At 42.2% G+C, this 25,921-nt stretch carries 22 protein-coding genes and 3 tRNA genes; 13 read left to right on the top strand and 12 right to left on the bottom strand.

From position 1 onward, the window contains the following. Window positions 1–108: 108 nt before the first annotated feature. On the bottom strand, window positions 109–792 hold the full coding sequence (gene trhA, locus ACROAE_RS15125) for a PAQR family membrane homeostasis protein TrhA (protein ID WP_432403192.1): 684 nt from the start codon (window positions 790–792) through the stop codon (window positions 109–111). 353 nt (window positions 793–1,145) lie between these two features. On the opposite strand from trhA, the gene ACROAE_RS15130 reads away from it, so the two are divergent. After that, the gene (locus ACROAE_RS15130; protein ID WP_432403194.1) at window positions 1,146–1,700 is read left to right on the top strand and encodes a hypothetical protein; all 555 of its coding nucleotides are present in this window, start codon (window positions 1,146–1,148) and stop codon (window positions 1,698–1,700) included. A 172-nt stretch (window positions 1,701–1,872) separates the two neighbouring features. On the opposite strand, the gene rrtA is transcribed toward ACROAE_RS15130, so the two are convergent. Next, complete coding sequence (rrtA, locus tag ACROAE_RS15135) at window positions 1,873–2,433, bottom strand: rhombosortase (RefSeq protein WP_432403240.1); 561 nt, start codon at window positions 2,431–2,433, stop codon at window positions 1,873–1,875. A gap of 223 nt (window positions 2,434–2,656) precedes the next feature. Beyond that, the gene (gene queC, locus ACROAE_RS15140; RefSeq protein WP_432403196.1) at window positions 2,657–3,364 is read right to left on the bottom strand and encodes a 7-cyano-7-deazaguanine synthase QueC; all 708 of its coding nucleotides are present in this window, start codon (window positions 3,362–3,364) and stop codon (window positions 2,657–2,659) included. 203 nt (window positions 3,365–3,567) lie between these two features. Between queC and queE the strand changes: the two genes are divergently transcribed. Then, window positions 3,568–4,236, top strand: a complete 669-nt coding sequence (gene queE, locus ACROAE_RS15145; RefSeq protein ID WP_432403198.1) for a 7-carboxy-7-deazaguanine synthase QueE — start codon at window positions 3,568–3,570, stop codon at window positions 4,234–4,236. A 101-nt stretch (window positions 4,237–4,337) separates the two neighbouring features. On the opposite strand, the gene ACROAE_RS15150 is transcribed toward queE, so the two are convergent. From ACROAE_RS15150 to ACROAE_RS15165, 4 genes are all read right to left on the bottom strand, one after another. Continuing rightward, window positions 4,338–5,399 carry a PLP-dependent cysteine synthase family protein gene (locus ACROAE_RS15150; protein ID WP_432403200.1) on the bottom strand — a complete coding sequence of 354 codons (1,062 nt, stop codon included), beginning with the start codon at window positions 5,397–5,399 and terminating at the stop codon, window positions 4,338–4,340. Window positions 5,400–5,615: 216 nt separating this feature from the next. Then, window positions 5,616–5,700: transfer RNA gene (locus tag ACROAE_RS15155), tRNA-Tyr, on the bottom strand. 28 nt (window positions 5,701–5,728) lie between these two features. Next, a tRNA-Tyr gene (locus tag ACROAE_RS15160) sits at window positions 5,729–5,813 on the bottom strand. 97 nt (window positions 5,814–5,910) lie between these two features. Then, window positions 5,911–5,995 (bottom strand) — tRNA-Tyr (locus ACROAE_RS15165). Between the two features lie 125 nt (window positions 5,996–6,120). On the opposite strand from ACROAE_RS15165, the gene ACROAE_RS15170 reads away from it, so the two are divergent. The 3 genes from ACROAE_RS15170 to ACROAE_RS15180 all read left to right on the top strand — a co-directional run bounded on the left by ACROAE_RS15170 (window position 6,121) and on the right by ACROAE_RS15180 (window position 9,627). Then, entirely contained in the window at window positions 6,121–6,615 is a 495-nt protein-coding gene (locus ACROAE_RS15170) for a VC2046/SO_2500 family protein (RefSeq protein ID WP_432403202.1), read from the top strand. A gap of 139 nt (window positions 6,616–6,754) precedes the next feature. Then, complete coding sequence (locus ACROAE_RS15175) at window positions 6,755–7,045, top strand: DUF406 family protein (RefSeq protein WP_432403204.1); 291 nt, start codon at window positions 6,755–6,757, stop codon at window positions 7,043–7,045. Between the two features lie 344 nt (window positions 7,046–7,389). Continuing rightward, window positions 7,390–9,627 (top strand): sensor domain-containing phosphodiesterase, encoded by a 2,238-nt coding sequence (locus tag ACROAE_RS15180; RefSeq protein WP_432403207.1) that lies wholly within the window; start codon window positions 7,390–7,392, stop codon window positions 9,625–9,627. Window positions 9,628–9,629: 2 nt separating this feature from the next. Here the strand turns inward: ACROAE_RS15180 and ACROAE_RS15185 are convergent, their stop codons facing one another. Together ACROAE_RS15185 and ACROAE_RS15190 are read right to left on the bottom strand one after the other, a co-directional pair. Then, window positions 9,630–10,112 (bottom strand): YchJ family protein, encoded by a 483-nt coding sequence (locus tag ACROAE_RS15185; RefSeq protein ID WP_432403210.1) that lies wholly within the window; start codon window positions 10,110–10,112, stop codon window positions 9,630–9,632. Further along, a complete protein-coding gene (locus tag ACROAE_RS15190) occupies window positions 10,112–10,714 on the bottom strand; it encodes a YybH family protein (protein ID WP_432403212.1) in 603 nt (200 codons plus the stop codon). Before ACROAE_RS15190 ends, ACROAE_RS15185 begins: the two co-directional genes overlap by 1 nt. 133 nt (window positions 10,715–10,847) lie before the next feature. On the opposite strand from ACROAE_RS15190, the gene smrA reads away from it, so the two are divergent. Then, the gene (gene smrA, locus ACROAE_RS15195; protein ID WP_432403214.1) at window positions 10,848–11,450 is read left to right on the top strand and encodes a DNA endonuclease SmrA; all 603 of its coding nucleotides are present in this window, start codon (window positions 10,848–10,850) and stop codon (window positions 11,448–11,450) included. Between the two features lie 92 nt (window positions 11,451–11,542). Here the strand turns inward: smrA and ACROAE_RS15200 are convergent, their stop codons facing one another. Beyond that, complete coding sequence (locus tag ACROAE_RS15200) at window positions 11,543–13,393, bottom strand: M2 family metallopeptidase (protein WP_432403216.1); 1,851 nt, start codon at window positions 13,391–13,393, stop codon at window positions 11,543–11,545. A 195-nt stretch (window positions 13,394–13,588) separates the two neighbouring features. Here ACROAE_RS15200 and ACROAE_RS15205 point away from each other — a divergent pair, with 195 nt between their 5' ends. After that, window positions 13,589–14,230 carry a TetR/AcrR family transcriptional regulator gene (locus tag ACROAE_RS15205; RefSeq protein WP_160052423.1) on the top strand — a complete coding sequence of 214 codons (642 nt, stop codon included), beginning with the start codon at window positions 13,589–13,591 and terminating at the stop codon, window positions 14,228–14,230. 11 nt (window positions 14,231–14,241) lie between these two features. Next, window positions 14,242–16,518 (top strand): acyl-CoA dehydrogenase, encoded by a 2,277-nt coding sequence (locus tag ACROAE_RS15210; protein WP_432403219.1) that lies wholly within the window; start codon window positions 14,242–14,244, stop codon window positions 16,516–16,518. A 260-nt stretch (window positions 16,519–16,778) separates the two neighbouring features. Here ACROAE_RS15210 and pyk read toward each other — a convergent pair whose 3' ends face one another. Beyond that, window positions 16,779–18,218 carry a pyruvate kinase gene (gene pyk, locus ACROAE_RS15215; protein WP_432403221.1) on the bottom strand — a complete coding sequence of 480 codons (1,440 nt, stop codon included), beginning with the start codon at window positions 18,216–18,218 and terminating at the stop codon, window positions 16,779–16,781. A gap of 318 nt (window positions 18,219–18,536) precedes the next feature. Continuing rightward, entirely contained in the window at window positions 18,537–19,391 is an 855-nt protein-coding gene (locus ACROAE_RS15220) for a MurR/RpiR family transcriptional regulator (protein ID WP_432403223.1), read from the bottom strand. Between the two features lie 338 nt (window positions 19,392–19,729). On the opposite strand from ACROAE_RS15220, the gene zwf reads away from it, so the two are divergent. The 5 genes from zwf (at window position 19,730) to ACROAE_RS15245 (ending at window position 25,712) form a co-directional block, all read left to right on the top strand. Then, a complete protein-coding gene (zwf, locus tag ACROAE_RS15225; RefSeq protein ID WP_432403225.1) occupies window positions 19,730–21,199 on the top strand; it encodes a glucose-6-phosphate dehydrogenase in 1,470 nt (489 codons plus the stop codon). 9 nt (window positions 21,200–21,208) lie between these two features. After that, entirely contained in the window at window positions 21,209–21,907 is a 699-nt protein-coding gene (pgl, locus tag ACROAE_RS15230; protein WP_432403227.1) for a 6-phosphogluconolactonase, read from the top strand. Window positions 21,908–21,918: 11 nt separating this feature from the next. Next, on the top strand, window positions 21,919–23,745 hold the full coding sequence (gene edd / locus ACROAE_RS15235; RefSeq protein ID WP_432403229.1) for a phosphogluconate dehydratase: 1,827 nt from the start codon (window positions 21,919–21,921) through the stop codon (window positions 23,743–23,745). Window positions 23,746–23,765: 20 nt separating this feature from the next. After that, entirely contained in the window at window positions 23,766–24,410 is a 645-nt protein-coding gene (locus tag ACROAE_RS15240; protein WP_432403231.1) for a bifunctional 4-hydroxy-2-oxoglutarate aldolase/2-dehydro-3-deoxy-phosphogluconate aldolase, read from the top strand. 450 nt (window positions 24,411–24,860) lie between these two features. Beyond that, the gene (locus tag ACROAE_RS15245) at window positions 24,861–25,712 is read left to right on the top strand and encodes an immunity 49 family protein (protein ID WP_432403233.1); all 852 of its coding nucleotides are present in this window, start codon (window positions 24,861–24,863) and stop codon (window positions 25,710–25,712) included. The last annotated feature ends 209 nt before the right edge of the window (window positions 25,713–25,921 follow it).

Here is a 25,921-nt window from a genome sequence, read left to right on the forward strand (position 1 = left end):
TTGCTGAGTGAATGCTGTCGATTAAAGCGCTGAGATGTAATGTCCTTAAGTTAGGGCGCTTTTAGTTAAAGCACCTTAGTTAAAGGACCTTAGTTAATGCGGCTTAAGTTAAAGCACGGTGAGATAAATACATAAGAAATGACTAAACGCGCCACCCAAGACAAACATGTGCCAGATGGCATGATTAAATGGAATACGTTTACCAACATAAAAGATGACCCCAAGACTGTAAAATAGCCCGCCAGCAAGTAATAAACCGATGCCAACATCACTCATTTGAGTTTTTAAATCGCCCATAACAGTCACACATAGCCAGCCCATGATTAAATATAACAACACACTAAAAACTTTAAAGCGGCCAATAAATAAGGTTTTAAAAATGATGCCACCCAGTGCAAGTGTCCAAATGGCAATGAGCACAGTAGTTGCTTGCGCACTTTGAAGACTTATTAGCATCATAGGAGTATAGGTGCCTGCGATTAACGTATAAATGGCGCAATGATCTGCCATTTTAAAACGTTTCCGCCAGACAACACTTTGGCTTGAGTGATATAAGGTTGAAGCTAAAAACAGCACGATGATGCTCATGCCGTACACCACCACACCGCTCATCTGAACAAACGTGAGATCTGCCGATGCTTTTAATAGCATTAACACTAAACCAATAATACCGGCTACTACGCCTAAAGCATGCGATATAGCGTTTGCCCGTTCTTCTTTGTGGCAATAATCAGAAATAGAAGTGGGTGTTGCAGATTGATTTGTTGTTAATGTATCAGTTAAAGAATTCATAATATCCTGTTTGTAAACCTGGATGGATTTTCAGCAAAGCTAGTCTAGCAGTCTGGATCTTAAATAGCTATATTTAAGAGTACACGTGTAAGCTTAAATTTCTGGGTTTATTTTTTTATGATTTTATTCAAACAATTAAAATAGTTAGGTTAAATATTATTTATCAAAAAAGCCAACTGACACGATAAATATAGTGCACTGAAAACCGTTAATCACGTTATACTTATTCAATATTTCTTGGCCAATCAGTCACGATGTCTGACATATACTTTTCCTCGCATCAGCGCCCAAATACAGAGCCCGGTAGTCGCGATATTGACCATCCAAAGATGCCATGCGCTAAAGGTGACACTATGAATACTGCAAAGCCTGAACAAGATGCAGAAAATGAACACATTGATTTTAATCTCGACGTTACGCCCTTTATTACACCTGAAAATGACGTTCAAGATGATACACAACTGCAACAGCACCAACAGCATGTTGCAGATGGTATCCAATTGCAGTTAACAGGGGCCATAGCAAGTAATACCAACAATAATCAGCCATTATTAGTTGATGATGAAATTGAGCAACACGGTAATCGTGTGCAAACAATATTCGCGCGATTAACGGGTAACAACAGTTGGGTTATTGTATTAATGGTTCATGGATTGGTGATTGCGCTAGCACTGATTTTCGGCAGGGCTGACATTAGTGGTTTAGCCGACATTCCACTTGAGCAAAAGGTCGAAAAACCGTTGCCACCTCTAAAAAGCTATTTAATCACTGAAACAGAATACAACAAGTTAGTTGAGCGTGCCCAGCAAGCTGAACACTTAAACACTGAGCAGCAAGATATTGGTGTACGAGATGAACCCACAGAAGAGACAACCATGGGTGAGGTCAGTGATAAGCAAGCTCAGTAACGATGATGTCAATTATCGTTACCGATAGAGATGATGCTAATCGATTAGCATCATCGCCTTTGGATGATTGTTTTAAAAAGATAACTTTAAAAACATTACTTTTAAAAGAATGTTTCAAAAAGATTACTTTAAAAAATGCGCTCAATTAAATAACGCTGAACATCAATAAGCCTTAAGACAACTTATTATATTTGAAGCGGTTTGCGACAAAAGACCAACATAACGCGCACAATAAACCACAAATAAGCCCGATAAGGTGTGACTCTGTCGCCACTCTGGCGCCGATTAACTCTGTCACGCTTTCTGTTGCGCCAAAGTATTGCTCGTATGCCACTTTAGCAATGACCCCAACCAACAACAAATAACCTGAGTTGTAGCCTTTGCGAATGTCCATCATTGCACCAAAGGCGAATAAGCCATGCAGCATGCCACTTAGGCCCACATAGGCTTTTAAGCTTGGGTAAAACAAATATAGCCCTATACCTTCAAGTAAACATAAACACACAAATAACAGCACTAGCTTTTCTGGGTGTCGTTTGTAGTGCACTTCATGTAAGAAGACAATCACCCAAAAACCTGCCAAATTCATTAATAAATGCCACAGGTTGGTATGCAGCAAATTACCGCTGAACAAACGCCACACTTCACCTTGCGCGATATTGTCATAACGATAACTGAAATAGTTATCTACAGGGAAAAAGGCTGGGGTCGGGACGTCAGCCGCAAACAGCATGATACAGATGACGCTGATCACCACTAAAAAATGATAGGGTCCAACTGAATGTGATTGTTTGGCCAAAATTACCTCTAAACATTATCTGACGGACGAGTGTAAGCATCGGAGCATCGATAATGAATTATAGTCATAGAATGCTTTAAAGGGATATTGGAAATAATCCCTTTAAAGCAGCAATTGTTTTACAACACGTCGATAAATATGCCTTCAATAAGAGGTGTTATGCCATCTTACTATTTAGCGAAGCCATCACAGAATCTTGGTTTTGCAAGTAATCATCGAGTCCGCGTTGGCGTAATAAGCAAGCAGGGCAGTCGCCACATCCTGTACCAACAATACCGTTATAACAAGTTAAGGTTTGTTGTTGCACTAAGGCTAATTGTTGATATTTATCTGCCAATGCCCAGGTTTCTGCTTTATTGAGCCACATTAACGGCGTAATAATCTTAAGCGGTTTATCCATTCCCAGTGCCAGAGACTGCTGCATCGATTGGATAAATTCATTGCGGCAATCTGGGTAGCCGGAAAAGTCGGTTTCACACACGCCGGTAATAATGGCATTGCAGCCTAACTGGTAAGCATAAATTCCAGCTAAGGTTAAAAACAAAATATTACGGCCTGGCACAAAGGTGTTTGGTAAGCCGTTATTCATTAACTCGTGAGATACAGGAATCGCATCACGGGTTAATGCCGATATGGCTAACTCGTTTAACAAGGTCGTATCCATGACTTTATGGCTGGCTAATTTCAGCTCAACAGCTAACGCCTTAGCCACGTCGATTTCCTGGCGATGACGTTGACCATAATCAAATGTAATGCCGTGTACTTCATCATACTGTGACAATGCTTGAATAAGGCATGTAGTCGAATCCTGGCCGCCGCTAAAAACAACTAAAGCTTTGGTGGTGTTAGGTGTGGTGTTTGACATGAATATACTCTTAACGCTCTGATCAATCGCAGTGGTTTTTTTGCCATAACGATTCAGATAAAATCAAAATCATATTTTACCTAAGGTCGGCATAAGTGCAAAGCAAGCGGCGTAAATACTTGCAGCAGGCAGTAAAATCCTCTATAAATGCCGCCCTGTTGTCTGTCTGGTGGTATTGCTGGGCGTTAAAAGTAAGGTAAATCATGAAATATCCAGTTAACGAAGTATTTGAAACAATACAAGGTGAGGGCTCTTTTACAGGCGTCCCGGCACTGTTCGTTCGCTTACAGGGTTGTCCTGTTGGGTGTGCTTGGTGTGATACTAAGCAAACTTGGGATGTATTATCTGAAAACAAAGTCAGTGCAGACCAAGTGATTCAAGTGGATGGCACTATTGGCCGTTGGGCTGATCATACCGGTACCAGCTTAATTCAAGCTTTTAAAGACAAAGGTTTTACTGCAAAGCATATCGTGCTAACCGGTGGTGAACCTTGTTTATACGATTTAACTGAAATGACTGACGATTTTATTGCCGCAGGCTTTCAAGTTCAAATAGAGACCAGTGGAACCTTTGAGGTTAAGTGCCATGATGATGTGTGGGTGACCGTGTCTCCTAAAATCAACATGAAAGGCGGTTATAAAGTGCTTGAGCAAGCATTAGTTCGCGCCAACGAAATTAAACACCCTGTGGCCACAGAAAAACATGTAGATGAATTAGATGCACTGCTTAATGGCATTGATTTAACCGACAAAACCATCTGCTTACAGCCCATTAGCCAAAAAGAACGCGCTACGGCATTAGCCATGAAAGTGTGTATTGCTCGTAATTGGCGCTTATCTATTCAGACCCACAAATATCTAAATATTGATTAAGCTCGTATCATCAATTGATACTGCTTGTAAATTGATAAATCAATGCCGCGGATAATCTGCGGCATTGTTGTATTTAACCTGAGCTGAGGTGACTTACGCTATTAAAGTAACAGCCCGCTGCCATCAAAATGTTGCAGCTTTTGTCGATAATGCTCAAAGCAGCCTATGTTGGCGTCAATCCATTGTGGGTTGTAATAGGTGTCTAAATAACGCTCTCCAGCATCACAAATCAAGGTCACAATAGAGCCTGTTTCCCCTGCCTGACGCATTTGAGTAGCTAATAATAATGCCCCATATAAGTTGGTCCCTGTCGACGCGCCGGTTTTGCGGCCAATCAATTGTTCTAGCCATAAAATAGTGGCAACAGATGCAGCGTCAGGTATTTGCAACATACTGTCGACAACGCCTGCAATAAATGAAGGTTCAACTCTTGGTCTGCCAATACCTTCTATTTTACTGTTTTTATCGCTGACAATACTGGCATCGCCACTGGTAAAGTAATCAAAAAACACCGAGTTTTCAGGATCGACAACACACAATTGTGTAGTTTGTTGTTGGTAACGTATATACCTGCCAATGGTGGCACTGGTGCCGCCAGTGCCGGGACTCATCACAATCCAACTGGGGATTGGATGTGGCTCTTTTTCCATTTGATTGAAAATAGAGTCGGCAATATTGTTATTACCTCGCCAGTCGGTAGCCCGTTCAGCATAAGTAAATTGATCTAGATAATGGCCACTCAGTTCACTGGCGAGCCGCTCTGACTCGGCATACATTTGGCTTCCATTATCAACAAAGTGGCACTGACCACCATAAAACTCAATTTGTTGTATTTTCTTTTTGGCAGTCGTTTTTGGCATCACCGCAATAAAAGGCAGACCTAATAAGCGGGCAAAATAGGCTTCTGATACAGCAGTGCTGCCTGATGATGACTCAATAATCGGCGTGCCTTGTTTAATCCAGCCATTACACAGCGCATATAAAAACAATGAACGGGCTAAACGATGCTTTAAACTGCCGGTTGGGTGAGTGCTCTCATCTTTTAAATAGATGTCTATGCCAGTTAATTGAGGTAAATCTAATTTGATTAAATGCGTATCAGCAGAACGTTGGTAATCTGCTTCAATTTTAGCGATGGCCTGATTGACCCAAGTAGTTGGCATACGGCAAGCTCTTTATTCCAAAAGGGAATAGATAATAACTAAAATAAAAAGTGAAAAGTAGGCTTTTTGCTAAATAGGATATATTCGAAAAGGTGAGGCGTGTAATAGCTCAAGATAAGTAATGGCAGTTAAGTAAGGAATACATTGAAAAGAGGTGTTAAGTAGAAATCGAACAACAGAAACTGAATAAGAACAAACTAAAGGCAGGATGTAAAATGGTGGAGGGAGAAGGATTCGAACCTTCGAAGGCTGAGCCGTCAGATTTACAGTCTGATCCCTTTGGCCACTCGGGAACCCCTCCACTGCGAAAGAAGATAATAAAGAAAAGATGGTGGAGGGAGAAGGATTCGAACCTTCGAAGGCTGAGCCGTCAGATTTACAGTCTGATCCCTTTGGCCACTCGGGAACCCCTCCACACGATTTCTTTATAACTTACTTTCTTTTTACACTTTAACACTTTTTGCTTTAGCAATCGAAACCACTAAAACGGTACATCACACAACATCGCAAATGGTGGAGGGAGAAGGATTCGAACCTTCGAAGGCTGAGCCGTCAGATTTACAGTCTGATCCCTTTGGCCACTCGGGAACCCCTCCTCAATTGCGGCCGCCATAGTATTCACAAACCCATTGTATGTAAAGCCTAAAAATGAAAAAAAACTTAAAGTTTTGATTTATTTGGTCGATAAAATTACATCGAGTAGAAGTAGTGATGTTTTTATATGCAAATTGAGTCAACATTAGTCAATGAGTTACAAATAGGCAGCAGATTAAACGTGGCGGTTGAGCATAATCGTCGCGGAGAGTTTGGCTTACTATTGGCTATGTTATCGGCAGATGCTCGCGATATGGCGCAATTTCAGTTAGACATCGATCTCAACGTAGAGCAAAAATTACGAAAACAATTCTCGCTTCCACCTGCACAACGATTTGTTGATGATGTGTCAAGTGACGTTCATGTTACCGATAATGCGCCATTTTTTAAGCAAGGCGCTCGTCAATTTCAATTACAACAAGCCTTAACGCCGGAAGCACTGGTTATTCGTGGCGCGCAATCTGACGCAATGGTCGAAGTGCTCAGCAACTGTGATGAACTCACAAAACGCAAAGCAATCAATGTTTACCAGCAACAAGATATTATTGAAGACATGCATTTTATTGATCAGCTCGCCACCCAGCGAAAAATAAGCCAAACCATGGCACTTCAGTACGCTTAATAAAGTGGCCATTAAAAATGTGCGTGGCAAACACGTCACTATCATTGATTAATATGCTATTTGTGAGCTTGGCAAATAAATTAAGCAGTTCTTTGCGTTAGGATATTAAACACTAACAAGGTGTTTTAGAGGTAACGACATGATTAAGCAAATTAAACAGCAACAAGCCAGTAATGTGAATGACAGTTGTGCCGATTGTGGCAGTTTCGTTGATATTGGTGCAGTGGTCGAGGCAGAAGACACGTTATTGCAGTTAAGTTTTAGTGGTGAAGATGCATTAACAAAGGCAAACGCTCTTGAACAAATCGCTTTGCAACGTTTTCCTGAGACCAAAGCTGAAATTAAGCCGTTGGCCGACCAGTATCAATTGACATTGAACTTTGCTTTTAGTGTAGAAAAAATGATTTTTCAACTTGAAAATTCATTGTAGAAGATGAGTAAAATACAAATAGTGAAATAATGCGTGACGTGTTTAGCCTTTACTCTAGATTATTATTAAATCAATAGCTTAGTTGCTTTATGATACGTCACGTTTATCGTAGTTAGTGCCGACGAAATGATTGCTGTTAGCGGGTTAAAAGTGTAATCTTGCGGCATTAACAAAAGGTATAGTAGCAAAGGCTTTTTTACTGCTATTTTGTACCTTATAAAGCGGATATCGCTCCCAAGTTGTACTCTGATTAATGACTGGCGCTTCATAGCGTAACAATAAAATCATTTTTAAATGATATACACCAGCAGATTTGAGTAATGTAGCCATGTTTCGGGATGTAAATGAATCGAAAAGAACAACAGCACTTATTGGAGTTAATTGTAAATTCCAGTGCTAAACAACAAGGTAATTTTTCAGAAACCTCTGAGATGGTTTGCCAACTCTTAAGAGAGGAGTTTGACGCATCCTTTGTATCTGTGTGGTTGCTAACCAATAGCATTGATGACTCTCATACCATTGACGCCACAAACTCGGATGGTTGTTTTATTTGTTCGCACAATTTAGTGGCCAGCAACATTGCTGATACCTTAAATCATAATACGTCACTGCGCCAAACCTCGATAATTGAACAGCAATTTTTTACCGAGCTTCGTTTACACCGCTATATATTATCGAGTGACTCTCATCAAAAAAACCTCATTCAGCAGTTTGCAAACTATTATCAACACCACAACATTAGCACTAGCATTGATATTGCCATTCGCATTAATGGCCACATTGAAGGTGTATTATCCATTGAGCACTGCCAGGCTCATAAATGGCTAAAAGCTGATATTCAATTTGCCGTGCAATGTGCAGATCAATTAGCGCTCACGTTAGCGACGCGCTACACCTATGACAGTAACGAACAAATTTATTTACTGCGAAATGCGACAGAGCAGTCAGAACATGTGGTCATGCTGGTTAATACCGACAGTAAAATTGTTGAATACGTTAACGGTGCGCATGAAAAAATGACGGGCCTTGCCAGAGAGACGATTGAACACCAAAGTGCATTACATCTTGATATTTTCCGCACTACTCCAGAACTGTTAGATGTCATTATAAAAAAACTTCATAATAAAGAGGTTGTTAAAGGTAATATAAAGCTCAATCGTACTGATGGGAGCGAGTATTGGCTCAATTATCACATTACGCCTTTTGTGACCGAACTGGGTAAACATTATGCGCTGGTTTCAAGTTATGACAATTCAAGTGAATACCTGCATAAAGCGGAATTAGAACACCTTGCCTGGCATTGCAGTTTGACCGGATTGCATAATCGTAGCTATTTTACACAGCAACTTGATCGCGCAATTGATGGCACTCTTATTCTTATCGATTTAATGGGCTTTAAGCGTTTTAATGATACTCATGGCCATGAACAAGGCGATGCATTATTGATTGAAGTTGCCCGTCGGTTAAAGCATTTTTCATTATCAGCAAATGCCATTGATGTTGCCCGAGTCGGCAGCGATGAATACGCTATTTTATTACCTACCCATTCTGGCAATGCAGGCGATTCGATTGCCGAGCAAGAGCAAATGGTGAAACGACTGTATTTAAGTTTAGTTGCTCCAGCAGTGATTTCACGTGAGAAAGTCAGCCCTAAACCGGCTATTGCGGTTGTTGATATCAAGTCTGTGGCAGGCTTGTTTTCACCGTTATCTTGTGCCGATATTACCTTGCAATATGCAAAGAGTAAGTTGGAAATGCACTATCAGTTTTTTAATGCTGATTTGTTAGATGAATTTACCAGTAATGCTGAAATAGAGCGGGATTTACAGCACGCGATTAAAGGCCGTGAGTTTGAGCTCTATTACCAACCATTAATGGATTTACAAACCAATCAATATATTGGTGCTGAAGCGTTAATTCGTTGGCATCACCCTAAAAAAGGCGTGCTGTACCCAGGCGCGTTCATCGATATTGCCGAGCAAAGCGGAATGATAAATCCTATCGGTGAGTGGGTATTAGAAACGGCCTGTAAACAGCTTAACTTATGGCAACATAAAAACGTCGATATTGCGATGCACGTTAACGTAGCTGCAAGACAATTTTTTAGCGGTAATTTGTACGAGCAAGTGTGGCGACTAGTGACGCGCTATCGCATCAAACCAAAAACATTAATTTTAGAAATCACTGAAACTGAGTTAATGGGTGATGTTCGTTATGCAATTAACTTATGCCATGAACTAGCGGAATTAGGTGTAGGCTTGGCGATTGATGATTTTGGTACGGGTTACAGTTCCATGAAGTATTTGAAACAGTTCCCTATATCGAAACTTAAAATTGATCGCTCATTTATTATGGATATTTCATCGAGCCGAGAAAGCCGTGAAATTGTCAGTGCGATTATTGCAATGGCGAAAGCATTGAATATCTCATTGACTGCCGAAGGCGTTGAAACAAAAGAGCAAGAAGAGTTTTTATCCCTAAGTGCCTGTCATCATGCCCAGGGATACTTGTACAGCCCAGCGATAAGGGTGAACGAGTTTGCGGAGTTTATCGATAAACACAGCACTTGGGTGCCTGTATAATATTAATGAGTTAGCTTAGCGCAACACTGTTTAAATTTACGGCCACTGTGGCAAATACAGGGCTCATTTCTTTCAGGGGCGCGCGTAGTCATTTGTTTTCCTTCTGTGTAAAGCCATTGCCCCTCACATAACACAAACGATGAGTTTTCGTAAATGGCATCGATGTGCTTATCTTCTATATACCATGCTTTAAATGTCACTTCTCCAATACGGTCTAGCTGTTTTGTTGCCAGTACTTGTAATCCTAACCAGTGAGTATTGCTTTGGGCTAACTGATCTACCGTTAACCCTTGGCGATAATCTGGGTGATGTGTCGAGATTAAATAATCAAACTGACCGACAACAAAAGCACAATAACGTGAACGCATAAGTTGTTGTGGTGACTGGGCCACTTTTTCAGCCGAATGAAAGGGTAAACAACATTGTTGATACGAGGTTTGGCTGCCGCAAGGGCATAAATCTGTTGCCGTGATATTGATTGCCATTATGGTGTGGTACTCGGCTCTGTAGGAGTAGAGGTGATAAATTGACGGCCATAATACAAATTAGGCACAGGCTTCGCATCATAATAAAGTTTTGCAGTAGCATGGGTATTTGAGTCAACACTGATCAACCATTTCCCGCTACTGTCTTTCGCTGAAACCGTAACAAATTTACCCGCAAATTCACTCACCGGTTCACCCGAGTCAGCACCAGGATGAAAGCGCACTAAATAATAACCTATGTCGGTTGCGCTATTTTTGTCACTGTGACGTACAAGTACTCTGAAGTCGACTTCTAATGAAGCTTGTTTGCGCTTTATTTTATCAAAAAATCGCGTGTACAAATTGAGGATATTTTGTTTACCCAGAATAATCCCTTTGTCTTGGGTTTCAGAAACGTAGGCTGCATCTTCAGTATAGATTTTCTCTATGCTGTTGAGGTCTAAATGTTCAAATGCATGCACTAATTGGCTAAAGTTAGCATTGAGTGCTTTGTGAGGAATAGGCTCTGCTGCAGCCGCGTTAAGCGTAGAAATACACAAACACATCGTAAGGATAAAATAAGCTAAGACTGATGTGTTAAAACGTAACAATATTTTTTTCAATGCATATTCTCTTTTTGATATTCTTTTTTAAGAGGAAACGAAACCCATCACGCGATACCGTAAGCACAACTATAAATTATTCAATGATTTTGCTAAAGCGCATAATCTTTACAAAGTATGTAGGAGGTTAACCATGTCTTTTAATGATGATGATTTATTTTTACAAGAAATGGCCGACGTTACCCCCTTAAAACCTGAGCGCCAAAGCATTGCGGCGCAAACATGGCTTAATCCATTAAGTGTAACAGATGCTCAACTTGCAAAGCGAGCGGCTGCACAACAACATGAATTGTTACAGTTATTACCGACCGATCCACATTTAATACAGCCACTGCAACCAGATGACATGGTCAGTTATAAAATTGACGGCATTCAAGACGAAGTGTTTAAACAATTAAGGTTGGGAAAATATCCGATTAAAACAGTGTTAGATCTTCATGAATATCGGCTAAACCAAGCGCGCGACAGTATGATTAATTGTTTGTTGAGTGCCTATGAGCGTGGTGAGCGCAATGTGTTGATCATTCATGGTAAGGGTTATAAAAGTAGACCCTATCCGGCGTTAATGAAATCAGCGGTGTGTCACTGGTTACAACAAATAGAACCCGTTACCGCTTATCATTCAGCGACACGTAATCAAGGCGGGGTAGGTGCGGTATTTGTGATGCTAAAAAAATCACAGCAAAAGAAGATTGAAAATAGCGAGTTAAACCGAAAAGGTAGCGGCTTTAGATAAACAAAGTGGCGCTTTTCAGCGCCACTTTGTTTATTCATCTCAGCACCACACTCAAGTTTGGGCCGAGTGATTAATCAAGGTTTATCTGAGTATTACCAGCCACATTGACGGTTAGCTTCAGTGTTTTTCTCATCAAGCCACACTTGTAATGGCGCAAAGTAATCTAATACTGCTTTTGCGTCCATTTGCTTCGTGCCGGTGACAACATTAAGGGCTTCAGGCCAGGGTTGGCTTGCACCCATTTCAAGCATCTCATTCAATTTAGCTCCGGCCGCTTCGTTACCATAAATACTGCAACGATGAACCGGTCCGGTATCGCCAGCAATATCACACAAAGCTTTGTGGAATTGGAACTGCAATACGTGGGCTAAAAAGTAACGCGTGTACGGAACGTTACCCGGTACATGATATTTAGCGCCTGGGTCAAAATCGGCTTCACTGCGTGCAATAGGGGCTTTAACGCCCTGGTATTTTTCACGTAAATCCCACCAGGCCTGGTTGTACTGCTCTGGCTTAATCGTGCCGTTAAATACCTGCCAACGCCATTGATCAATCATCAAGCCAAATGGCATAAATGCAATTTTATCTAACGCTTGTTTTAATAATAAGCCAATGTCTTTTGAGGCATCTGGCACTGTGTCTAATAAGCCAATTTTTTGCAAATATTTAGGGGTAATCGACAACGCAATTGTATCGCCAATGGCTTCGTGAAAACCATCGTTAGCAGAGTTTTTAAAGATAAACGGCTGGTTTTTATAAGCACGTTGATAAAAATTATGACCTAACTCATGGTGGATTACGGTAAAGTCTTCGGCATTTTTCTGAATGCACATTTTGATGCGAATGTCGTCCAGATTGTCCAAATCCCAGGCCGATGCATGACACACCACATCACGGTCTTGTGGTTGGACAAACATCGAACGTGTCCAGAAGCTGTCTGGCAAAGCACCAAACCCTAAAGAGGTAAAGAAGCCTTCAGCTTGCTTAACCATTTTGATTTCATCATAACCATTCTTGGCCAATAGTTCTGTCACGTTATAACCTGGGTCAGCATCTTCTGGTGCCACACTATTATAAATGGTGCCCCATTGTTGTGCCCACATATTACCGAGTAAATGTGCTGGAATAGGGCCGGTTTTAGGGGCAACTTCATCACCGTATTGTTCGTTTAACTCACCACGAACATAACAGTGCAACGAATCATATAATGGTTTTATTTGTGTCCATAAGCGGTCTAACTCGGCTGAAAAAGCATCGGGCTCCATGTCGTACTGGCTGCGCCACAATTCGGATAAATCAGCATAGCCAAGATCTTTTGCGCCTTCATTGGCTAGTTCGACTTCACGCTCAAATAACGGGCGCATTGGCTTAGCGATCTCGCGCCAGCCTTGCCACGCTTCAAGAAGCACGGCAGGGTCTTTTGACTCAGCCATAAGATTAGACAGCTCAGGCTGAGTTAAGCAGCGACCATCAGCAAAGCAATATTTACCTTTGCCATACATGCCATTAAGTTCAGACACAATACTGGCCAGCTCAGCGTTTTTGGCCGGATCTAATGGCGCGGGTAGCACTAGGCTACTGCGCAGGCTATTCAGTTTTCTGGCATTAACCGCATCGAGTTCAACATTCGCATACTTGGCTGCTTCGGTGGCATAACGCACCGACGTAGAAGTGACTTTTTCACCCATGGCAGCAGATAATGCTGCGGTGTCATCAGTAATAAAATTAGAGTAAATCCATTCCGCACGATTGGCTTCAATGTTGAGTTGAGCTAAATCGGCTTCGGCTTGATTGATAAATTCAATCGCAGCAGCGCTATCAATTTGTTCTACTTTAGCTGCCGGTGCGCTAACAGTTGCTTGAGTGTCATTACAGGCACTAAGGCCTAACGCGAGTGACACAATAAGTGCAATTTGAGACGGTTGTTTTAAAGGGAAGTTCATTTTATTGGCATCCTTGTTTTTCTTATCGACGCCAGTGTACCGAAAAACAGCAAACTTTGCATGAAAGTTAATAATCTGGTGCAGTTGTTAAGGTTTTTGTTGTCCGGTTTTATCTATAAAGCAAATAATTTCAATTGACATCTGTGCGCTCAATGATTAATTTAAACGGGTGTTTAAATTAAATTGGGTCATGGAATGGCAAGCCGTACTGATACAAAAACAAGAATACTTGATGCTGCTGAAAAGTTGTTTGCTGAGAGGGGTTTTTCTGAAACTTCGTTACGACTGATCACCAGTAAAGCCGAAGTCAATTTGGCGTCGGTCAATTACCATTTTGGTTCTAAAAAAGAATTAATCCGTGCAGTATTAGCACGCTACCTTGACGTGTTTATGCCAAGTGCAGCCATTGAGATAAATCGTTTACATCATGCGCCTGAACACGCTTCACTAAACGAGATTTTTTCTGCTTTAATTAAACCGTTACTAGAATTAAATAAAGTGCGTAACGGCGGAACAATTATTTTTCTGCAGTTGCTCGGTCGTGGCTACATAGAAAGCCAAGGTCATTTACGCTGGTTTATCACCACACATTATGGTGAGCACTTAGCTACATTTGTTAAAGCTGTTGCGGCAAGTGCGCCGCACATTCCGCCAGCAGAAATGTTTTGGCGTTTACATTTTACCTTGGGAACCATTGTGTTCACCATGGCATCAGCAGATGCATTAAATGAAATTGCCGCAGCCGATTATGGTGAGCATAACAACACTGAAGCAATTATTCGTAAAGTCATTCCCTACATGGCAGCCGGTGTGGCTGTCCCTGTGTTAACAAACTAAGAAGGTATAAAATGAGTATCGTCATATTGCTACTTATCGCGATCATTGTCCTCTTTGGCGTACGTAATATCCGCATGCAGTTTATTACGCGTCCGGTATTTTCGTTCTTCAAAAAAGTGTTGCCACCTTTGTCGAGCACCGAGAAAGAAGCAATGGAAGCGGGCGACGTGTGGTGGGAAGGTGAATTATTCCGCGGTAAGCCGAACTGGAATATGTTACACAGTTACGGTAAGCCAACATTAACGGCAGAAGAACAAGATTTTATCGATAATCAAGTTCAAACCGCCCTTACCATGATTGACGATTTCGATATCGTTCATAATCGTAAAGATTTGCCACCAGAATTGTGGCAATACTTTAAAGACGAAGGGTTCTTTGCATTAATTATCCCGAAGAAATACGGCGGGCGCGAGTTTTCTGCTTATGCTAACTCAACGATTGTGGCCAAAATTGCTACACGCAGTGTGAGTGCCGCAGTAACGGTAATGGTACCTAACTCGTTAGGCCCTGGTGAGTTATTGACGCATTATGGTACTCAAGAGCAAAAAGATCACTGGTTACCGTCTCTTGCTGTCGGTAAAGACATTCCTTGTTTTGCGTTAACCGGTCCAGAAGCGGGCAGTGATGCTGGCGCAATCCCTGATGTGGGTATTGTGTGTCGTCGTGAATTTGAAGGCGAAGAAACGTTAGGTTTAAGCCTTACGTGGAACAAGCGTTACATTACCCTTGCACCCGTTGCAACAGTATTGGGTTTAGCGTTCCAAATGCGTGACCCTGATGGTTTATTGGGCGATGTTAAAAACCTAGGTATTACCTGTGCCTTGATCCCAACCGATCATAAAGGCGTAGAAATTGGCCGTCGTCATAATCCATTAATGATGGCATTTATGAACGGTACCACGAGCGGCGAAGATGTCTTTATCCCGTTAGATTGGATTATTGGTGGCCCTCAATATGCCGGTAAAGGCTGGCGTATGCTGGTTGAATGTTTGTCTGCTGGGCGTGGTATTTCATTACCTGCACTTGCAACAGCATCTGGCCACGTGGCCACTAAAACGACCACAGCTTACAGTTATGTTCGTCAACAGTTTGGTATGCCAATTGGTAACTTTGAAGGCGTACAAGAAGCGATGGCGCGTATTATTGCCAATACCTATCAACTTGAAGCGGCACGTCGTTTAACGACCCAAGGTATCGATTTAAAAGTAAAACCGTCAGTCGTCACCGCTATTGCTAAGTATCACATGACTGAACTGGGTCGTGACGTGCTTGAAGATGCAATGGACATCCAGTCTGGTAAAGGCATTCAATTAGGCCCTAAAAACTATTTAGGCCATGCATTTATGGCTAATCCAATCTCAATTACCGTTGAAGGTGCAAACATTCTAACGCGTTCACTGATGATTTTTGGTCAAGGTGCAACCCGTTGTCATCCGTATGTGTTGGCTGAAATGGAAGCCGCGGGCATGGAAGATGAAACATCGGCACTAGATCGTTTCGATTCATTACTACTTGGTCACATGGGTTATGCCATCGGTAACGCATTACGCTCTTTGGGTAGCGCGTTAACCGGCAGTCGTTTTGCCAGTGCGCCAGTAAGCGGACCCACTCAGCAATATTACCGCGACATGACACGTATTTCGTCATCACTTGCGATTATGACTGATCTATCAATGTTGATTATGGGCGGCGACCTTAAGCGTAAAGAAATGATTTCTGCACGTATGGGCGACGTATTGAGTCAACTATATTTAGCCTCAGCCACGTTGAAGTTATTTGAAGACAATGGCCGTCAACAAGATGATTTGCCTGCTGTGCATTACGCGATGACTGAGCGTTTACACTTAGCGGCTAAAGCACTTGACGATGCGATACGTAATTTCCCAAGTAAAATTGCTGCGGTACTATTACGAGTGTTGATTTTCCCACTGGGTAATCACTTTAACGCACCAAGCGACAAAGTTGCGGTTGAGGTGTGTAAAGGCATGCTTAAGCCAGGACCTGCACGTGACCGTATTACTTTCCTGTGTGGTGAGTTCGACGGTGACACCAGCGGTATTGCTGAAGTGGAAAATGCATTCCTAGCCAAATATGCAGCGAAAGATTTGTACAAGAAGCTTAAAAAAGCACAACGCAGTGGTCACTTAAAGCCTAAGTTACCGATGCTTGAGCTGTTTGATGTGGCGCTTGATAAAGACATCATTACAGAAGCTGAACACAAACAACTTGTAGAAGCCGATGTACTGCGTTTAGCCGCAATCAATGTTAATGATTTCGACAAGTTATAATTGCTTTGAGATATAACATGATTTAACACTAAAGCCCTGACTCAGTCGGGGCTTTTTTATACCTTGAGTTTAGGGAGGATACCAATCACGGCATCTCATCACGGCGGGTGAGTCGAGTGCGATATCTTACTTTAGTAGTCACTTATTAATGCGGATGGGTATTCATTCTGGCAATAAAAAAGCCAACCGCGAGGTTGGCTTTAACATTATTGACTCAGCAGCAGGTGGTTTAGCAGGCTGCGAGGGTCATATTGAGCGAGTTATGCAACAATCAACACTTTACAAGTGTTAGTGCCACCGATGGTTTCCATCGCATCGCCTTTGGTCATCAGTACCATGTCACCACTTGATAAGTAACCAGCCTTAACCATGCAGTTCAATGCTTCTTTCGCTAATTCGTCAGCAGGGAAAGCCGTTGAGTCAAACTCAATTGGCTGAACACCACGATACATCGCCATGCTGGCTAATGTTTTCTGATGACGTGATAAAGCAAAAATCGGTAAGCCAGAACTGATACGTGACATTAATTTTGCCGTTGCGCCAGATTCTGTTAACGAAATAATCGCTTTCACGCCAGCTAGGTGGTTAGCGGCATACATAGTTGATAATGCGATTGTTTCTTCAACTGATGAGAAGCTTTGATCCATACGGTGCTTAGACACTTTCACGCTTGGGTGTGATTCTGCACCTAAACAAACGTTAGCCATTGCCATTACGGTTTCTTCTGGGAAGTCACCAGCAGCAGTTTCAGCTGATAGCATAACAGCGTCAGTACCATCTAATACCGCGTTAGCCACGTCCATCACTTCTGCACGGGTTGGCATTGGGCTAGTGATCATTGATTCCATCATCTGCGTTGCAGTAATAACGGCTTTGTTTAACTGGCGCGAACGTTGAATTAAACGCTTTTGCACTGCAACTAACGCTGCATCGCCAATTTCAACACCCAAATCACCACGAGCAACCATCACTACGTCAGATGCTCTGATCACATCATCCATCGCTTCATCAGTTTCAACGGCTTCAGCACGTTCAACTTTAGCAACGATTAATGCATAACTGCCTGCTTCTACAGCAAGTTTACGTGCAAGGTCTAAATCAGCACCAGTACGTGGGAACGATACAGCTAAGTAGTCAACATCAATCATCGCAGCCGTTTTAATGTCTGCCATGTCTTTTTCAGTCAACGCAGGAGCAGTTAAGCCGCCGCCTTTTTTGTTGATGCCTTTGTTATTCGACAAAGGGCCTGCAACAGTTACAGTGGTAAAGACTTTACGGCCTTCTACACTGTCAACGCGTAATTGCACGCGGCCATCATCAAGCATCAAGATATCACCAATCACAACATCATCTGGAAGTTGCTTGTAATCAATACCCACTTGTTTATCGTCGCCTTCACCTTTGCCTAAATCAGCATCAAGGATAAATTTATCGCCCAAGTTAAGTTTAATTTTTTGGTTGTCTTTAAACGTAGATATGCGGATTTTTGGGCCCTGTAGATCACCAAGAATAGCAACATGTTTGCCTAATTCTTTAGCGATTCTACGTGTATCTGTAGCACGTTTTAAATGATCTTCTGGTGAACCGTGTGAAAAGTTAAGTCTAACCACGTTAGCACCGGCTGCGATAATTTTACGTAAATTGTCATCGCGGTCAGTTGCGGGTCCAAGTGTAGTAACGATTTTTGTTCTGCGGAACATGAGATACTCCGTTAATGATAAGTAAGATTTTGAGTTAAATAGAATTCGGTTATTTAAAGTACACAAGCTATCTTAGTACTTAAATGATGTAACTATATTAACAGACATTCTTAATTAATGTAGTAAAGTTACAAACAAAAAAACGACTTTTACGGTGTACTTTATGTGACATATAAGTGATTTTTACAATAAAAAAGGCCAATCGGGATCACCCGTTTGGCCTTTAGTGTCTTTTAAGTACTGATGTTAGATTACAAACCCGGGATCAAAACTTAATTTATTGTGTAATTATTTAACAGTTCGGGTAACAAATCGCCGTTAAATGGTGAGTTCTTTATTCACGCGAGACTCTTTTAAGACTTCTTTAACCCGTTTTAGGTTTTCACGGAATCTTGGTCCACGGCGCAACGTAAAGCCAGTAGCCAGTACATCGATTGTCACTAACTGTGCTAAACGGGACGCCATTGGCAAGTACATGTCGGTGTCTTCTGGTACTTCCATGGTGACAGGCAACGTACACTCTAATGATAATGGCGAGTTACGGGCGGTAATACCAATCACCGCGGCGCCATTTTCACGAGCAATGCGCGCTATTTCGATTAATGATTTGGTGCGACCAGTGTGAGATATCAACACCACTACATCGCCTTCATTACAGTTAATGCAGCTCATGCGTTGCATTAACACATCATCGAAACAAATTACTGGTACATTAAAACGAAAGAACTTGTTTTGGGCATCGTGGGCAACAGAAGAGGAAGCTCCAAGGCCAAAAAACGAAATAGTCTTGGCTTGCGTTAATACATCAACGGCTTTATTGATGGCCGCTGTATCAAGACTTTGACGTGCGGTATCGAGCGATGCCATTGAAGATTCGAAGATTTTTGTTGTATAAGAGTCTGTAGAGTCGTCTTCTTCAACATGTCGACTAACATAAGGTGTGCCGTTAGCAAGACTTTGTGCCAAATGTAACTTAAAATCAGGGAAGCCTTTAGTATCTAGGCGACGGCAAAAGCGGTTAACGGTAGGCTCGCTCACATCAGCCATCTTGGCTAACGTTGCGATACTAGAATGTATAGCTGTTTGCGGTGAGGCTAATATGACTTCGGCAACTTTACGTTCCGATTTACTAAATTGGGTAAGGCTTTTTTGAACCTTTTCTAGGGTATTCATAAGCAAGCATCCGCTAAAAAGTAGCTAAGTAGTAGGTTATGTAGTTTTATACCATAACTTACAGGAATTTCGTGATTTAAGTTATTTTTTTACCTTTTACACGATCCTGTTGTTATTTTTCAAGACACAGATCACGGTTAAACGGTTTCTAAGCCTTGTTATAGGTAGAAAATAATACCAGATAATGGGTAAAGATGACTAGGTTAACCACAATGCAATATTTGTAAATTAAAGATGCAATATTCAAATTCTGTTGTTATATTACAACAAAAGTGTGTTTTTATTCATCGACCGAATTCGAACATGGCGCACACACATAATCAGGAGAGCTTTCAGCAATGGGCAAATCAATTGGAGCCAAGGCTTGTGACTTCGTACTTTTCGGTACAAAAGGCGATTTAGCTAGGCGTAAATTATTACCTTCTTTATACCAGCTAGATAAAGCAGAGTTACTCGATAAAGAAACCAAGGTCATTGGTGTTGCAAAAGATGCATTCACCCACGAAGAATTCATCGCCCTTGTAACAAAAGCACTAAACACTTTTGTTAAAGATGAAATCTGTCCAACCACGCTAGAACGCTTTCTCAGTCGTTGTCATTACATCGGTACCAATTTTACCGAGCCAGAAGGTTACAAAGCTTTCCACGATTTACTTGAGCCAAGTAAGCGTGTCATGGTGAACTATTTCGCAACGCCTCCTTCAATTTTTGGTGCTATCTGTCGTTGTTTAAATGAGCAAGATTTAATTAAGTCAGACACCCGCGTTGTATTAGAAAAACCCATCGGAACCGATTTAGAATCATCGCATGTGATCAACGATCAAGTTGCCGAATTTTTTAACGAAAATCAGGTTTACCGTATTGACCATTACTTAGGTAAAGAAACCGTACAAAACTTGATTGCACTGCGTTTTGCTAACTCGTTGTTTGCATCGAAGTGGGACAACCGGACAATCGATCATGTCCAAATTACGGTTGCTGAAGAAGTGGGTATTGAAGGCCGTTGGGGTTACTTTGATGGCGCTGGCCAGATGCGCGACATGATCCAAAACCATTTACTGCAAGTGTTAACCCTTGTTGCAATGGACCCACCAGTCAATTTAGACGCTGACAGCATTCGTGATGAAAAAGTAAAAGTGCTTAAGTCATTGCGCCCAATTAACCAAGACAACGTGTACGAGAATACCGTGCGTGGTCAATACAGTGCCGGCTTCTTAAAAGGCTCGCCTGTTCCTGGTTATTTGGAAGAAGAAGACGCGAACACTAATTCAAACACCGAAACCTTTGTGGCATTACGTGTTGATATTGATAACTGGCGTTGGGCTGGCGTGCCGTTCTATTTACGCAGCGGCAAGCGTATGCCGTTCAAGAGCAGCGAAATTGTGGTGTACTTTAAAAATCCACCGCACAACCTGTACCGTGCAAGCTACCGTAACCTGCCACCTAACAAGTTAACCATCCGTTTGCAGCCTCATGAAGGGGTTGAAATCCAAATGATGAACAAGGTGCCTGGTCTTGAGCAAAAGCAGCGTTTACAAACCACCAAATTGGACTTAAGTTTTACTGATACCTTTAAAAACGAACGTATTGCCGATGCTTATGAGCGTTTATTACTTGAAGCCATGTTAGGTAACCAAGCCTTGTTCGTTCGTCGCGACGAAGTAGAGCAAGCATGGAAGTGGGTTGACGGAATCATTCAGTCTTGGGAACAAAGCGGTGAAAAGCCAAAACCGTATCCAGCGGGTACTTGGGGCCCTGTGGCGTCTGTGGCACTTATCACTAAAGACGGCCGTTCTTGGGACGAGTAGGGAGCAGATATGATTAAAGAAACTGTATTTAAATCGTTTGATACACCCGCGGACTTAGAAGCTAAATTAGCCGACAAAATTGCTCAGCAATTGCAAGATGCGGTTGATACTCGTGGCAAAGCCAGTTTAGTGGTATCAGGTGGTTCAACGCCGTTAAAATTATTTGAGTTATTAAGCCATAAGTTAGTCGACTGGAGTGATGTGTACATCACGTTAGCCGATGAGCGCTGGGTTAATGCCGATGAAAAAGATTCTAACGAAAGACTGGTTCGAGCACATTTGTTACAAAATCGTGCCGCCAGTGCCAAGTTCCGTGGGCTTAAAAATATGTTTGCCAGCCCAGAAGCGGGTTGTGACATGACCAGCGAATCATTGGCTAACTTTCCTCGTCCGTTTGACGTGGTCGTGTTGGGCATGGGTACCGATGGACATACCTGTTCATGGTTCCCGTGTAGCGCTGAATTAGATAACGCCCTGACCACCAAGGCGTTATGTGCAGCGGTCAATCCAACTACAGCACCACATGCTCGAATTACGTTATCTAAAGATGCCATTTTAAATAGCCGTCAGATTTATTTGCATCTTGTTGGAGAGTCAAAATTAACTGTATATCATCAAGCACTTGAAAACGATGATGTTACCCAAATGCCCATTAGAGCCGTATTAGCGCAGCGTAAAACGCCCGTTGATGTGTTCTATAGCGCGTAAGGAGTTTTACCATGCATTCAGTAGTACAAACTGTTACCGATAGAATTATTGCTCGCAGCCAACAGTCGCGTTCAAGCTATTTATCTGCTCTAAACGATGCCAAAGCTCAAGGCGTTCACCGTAGTGCATTAAGCTGTGGCAACTTAGCCCACGGTTTTGCTGCCTGTCAGCCAGTAGAGAAAGACTCTTTACGCCAACTGACCAAAGCCAACATTGGTATTGTGACTGCATTTAACGACATGTTATCTGCCCACCAACCGTATGAAACCTACCCAAACATGCTTAAGCAAGCGTGTATGGATGTCGGCAGTGTTGCGCAAGTCGCTGCAGGCGTACCAGCCATGTGTGACGGTGTGACTCAAGGTCAACCCGGTATGGAGCTGAGTTTACTGAGCCGCGAAGTCATTGCTATGTCGACCGCAGTAGGGTTATCGCACAACATGTTTGACGGTGCTTTACTACTGGGTATTTGCGACAAAATCGTTCCAGGCCTATTGATTGGTGCATTGAGTTTTGGTCATTTACCGATGTTATTTGTGCCAGCAGGCCCAATGAAGTCCGGTATCCCAAACAAAGAAAAAGCCCGTATTCGTCAGCAATTTGCCCAAGGGCAGGTTGACCGCGCCGCATTGCTTGAAGCGGAATCTAAGTCTTACCACAGTGCGGGTACGTGTACCTTCTACGGCACCGCTAACTCTAACCAATTAATGCTAGAAGTCATGGGCTTACAGTTGCCAGGTTCATCTTTTGTAAACCCTGATGACCCATTACGTGATGAGTTAAGCAAAATGGCGGCTAAGCAAGTGTGCCGTTTAACCTCATTGGGCACGCAATACACCCCAATTGGTGAAGTGGTTAGCGAAAAGTCAGTGGTTAACGGTATCGTTGCATTACTCGCTACCGGCGGTTCAACTAACTTAACCATGCACATTGTGGCTATTGCCCGTGCTGCCGGCATTATTGTTAACTGGGATGACTTCTCAGAATTGTCGGCTGCTGTACCGCTTATTGCCCGCGTTTATCCAAATGGTCATGCTGATATTAACCATTTTCATGCTGCTGGCGGTATGGCTTTCTTGGTTAAAGAGTTACTTGATGGCGGCTTAATTCATGAAGACGTTAATACTGTTGCCGGTTACGGTTTACGCCGTTACACCCAAGAGCCTCGTTTAATCGATGGCGAATTAAAGTGGGTTGATGGTGTCACTGAATCGTTAGACAAAGAAGTACTAACGCATCTTGATACGCCTTTCCAAAGCAACGGCGGCTTAACCTTACTAAAAGGAAACTTAGGCCGTGCTGTGATTAAGGTTTCTGCAGTCCCAGCAGGTAATCGTATTATCGAAGCTCCTGCGGTTGTGATTAACGATCAAAATGAAATTGACGAATTATTTAAGTCTGGCTCGTTAGACCGTGATTGCGTTGTTGTTGTGAAAGGCCAGGGTCCTAAAGCTAATGGTATGCCTGAACTGCACAAACTCACGCCATTCTTGGGTACCTTACAAGATAAAGGCTTTAGAGTCGCATTAGTCACCGACGGCCGTATGTCTGGCGCATCAGGTAAAGTGCCTGCAGCTATTCATTTAACACCAGAAGCATTAGACGGCGGTTTAATTGCCAAAGTACAAGATGGCGATGTGATCCGTATCGATGCGACCACCGGCGAATTAACGCTTTTAGTCGATGAGAAAACACTTGCTAACCGCACCGCAGGGATTGTGGACTTACACCATTCAGCGTACGGCATGGGCCGTGAATTGTTTGGTGCGTTACGTCGCAGCTTAAGCAGCCCAGAAACAGGCGCTCGCAGCACTAGCGCTATTGATGAATTATATTAAAAATAAAGGAAGTCGGTAACATGATTGAGCCTAATAACTGGTTACTTCAACCACAAGAAGTGTTTAAACGTAGCCCAGTAGTTCCGGTTATGGTAATAAACAAACTAGAACACGCTGTGCCTTTAGCCAGAGCATTGGTTGCTGGCGGGATCAGTGTATTAGAAGTGACATTACGTACTCCTTGTGCACTTGAAGCCATCGCTAAAATTGCTAAAGAAGTGCCTGAGGCCCTTGTGGGTGCAGGTACTGTTTTAAATGAAGCTCAGCTTAATCAAGCCGTAGCAGCAGGTTCGCAGTTTATTATCACTCCTGGTGCCACGGTTGATTTATTAAAAGCGGCTAAAAAGGGCACAGTGCCTTTAATCCCAGGTATTGCCAGTATTTCTGAAATCATGGTGGGAATGGAGTTAGGTTACACTCACTTCAAATTTTTCCCTGCTGAAGCTTCAGGCGGCGTGAATGCACTTAAGTCATTCTCTGGCCCATTAGCGGATATTCGTTTTTGCCCAACAGGTGGCATCAGCCCAGCGACATACAAAGAATACTTGGCTCTGCCAAACGTTGATTGTATCGGCGGCAGCTGGATTGCCCCAACAGATGCAGTAGACAATGAAGAATGGGATCGTATTACGCAGTTATGTAAAGTCGCGCTAGCCGCACTTTAAATAATGATGTAATGACATCACGTTAAAAACCAGCTAATTAGCTGGTTTTTTTATGGCTTTTTTGTTTTCATATAGCCGTTAGTATATGGCCTGCGGCCACTAACGTCGTGGCGCTTCTCCCCACCAGAGCAAAGGTCATAAGTAGTCAACTTACGCAGGGGGGAATCGTCGTCCCGGTAATGCTTTTGAGCCGAGATCCAGGTGTTAGTTTTTGTACTTTGTACTTTGTACTTTTGTACTTATGGCCTACGGCCACTAACGTCGTGGCGCTTCGCCCACACCAGACCAAGAGGAAACCAACGGCTGTTCCCTCTTTATTTTCTATAAAAGAATTGGCCCAGCCGATATTGAAAAAGGTCAGTCAAAAACTACATAAAGATGGCTCGTTAGCCAAAACAAAAACCAGTGATTTTAGCAATACTTACACTAAAAAAAGACGGAATACAATACATGATATCAAGACATTTTGAAGCAAAAAAAATAGAGCGTATAATTGATAAAATTAATAGATACGAAGAGTTACTGCACATAGGTCTCAACACCATTAAAACTCAAAATGCTCAAGACGTTTTAGGTGGCTCTATTCAAGATGCTATTAATGCCTTTGGTGAGGCGGTGTTGGCTGATGTGCCCCATCAAAAAATTGTGCGCTATTTACAACATATTAAAGAGTTTGGTTGTGCCAATTTTGCTTTTGTTTGCAAGCAAGGTGAAACCTTTGATGTAACTATTAATAATGATACTTTTGCGTTAACAGGTGGTCCTGCGGGTGCTTATTTACATACAGATGTGTGGGAAAAAGTATTTTATGCAGCGGTAACACAGCGTGACAAAAAGGCGATAGAGCAACTTATTCAAGTACCTCAAAGTGTGTTTGATAATGCAAACATTAAAGCTGATGCATTTGATACTGCGCTTATTAATTTAATGAAGGGTTTATTTGAGCCTGAAGCCAATATGGGGGACTTACTTGAGGCGGCATTAATTGCGGCTGACCCTAATGCAATAGCGTCTGGTCGTCGCCGTTATGTACAACATATTTTGTTGCCTTTGATGCCAGTATACCGCTGTATTTACACAGCCAACGCACAAGATGAATTTAATGAAGCCATGGTAGAGGCGCTAGAGGCTCATAAAAAATATTGGAAAAAGGATGAAAGAGAGCGGCAAGGGTGGATATCACTGCCATTGATGGCTGCTGCTAGCCATGCTTATGATATTAAAGGTTACCAGTTAACGGTTGAAACTGATTACATTCCTGATTTTTTAGTCAAAAATGACTTTGACGTAACAGAAAGATAACAAAGGCGTATTATAGTTGATGCTTTTATTCATTTTCATGTATTCCATTTCACAGAAAATACCAGTGAAACCCATTCTGACTCAGGGGCTGATCATACTCGATCGCTTTTCATACATCCTTTTTAAAAACAAAGAGATAAAAAATAGCTTGATTGATCTCGCCAGTGTGATCAAATAGCGCTCTTTTTCTTTGTCTTTATACTTAATAT

The organism is Shewanella sp. MF05960, from assembly GCF_050849305.1.
GTDB lineage: Bacteria > Pseudomonadota > Gammaproteobacteria > Enterobacterales > Shewanellaceae > Shewanella.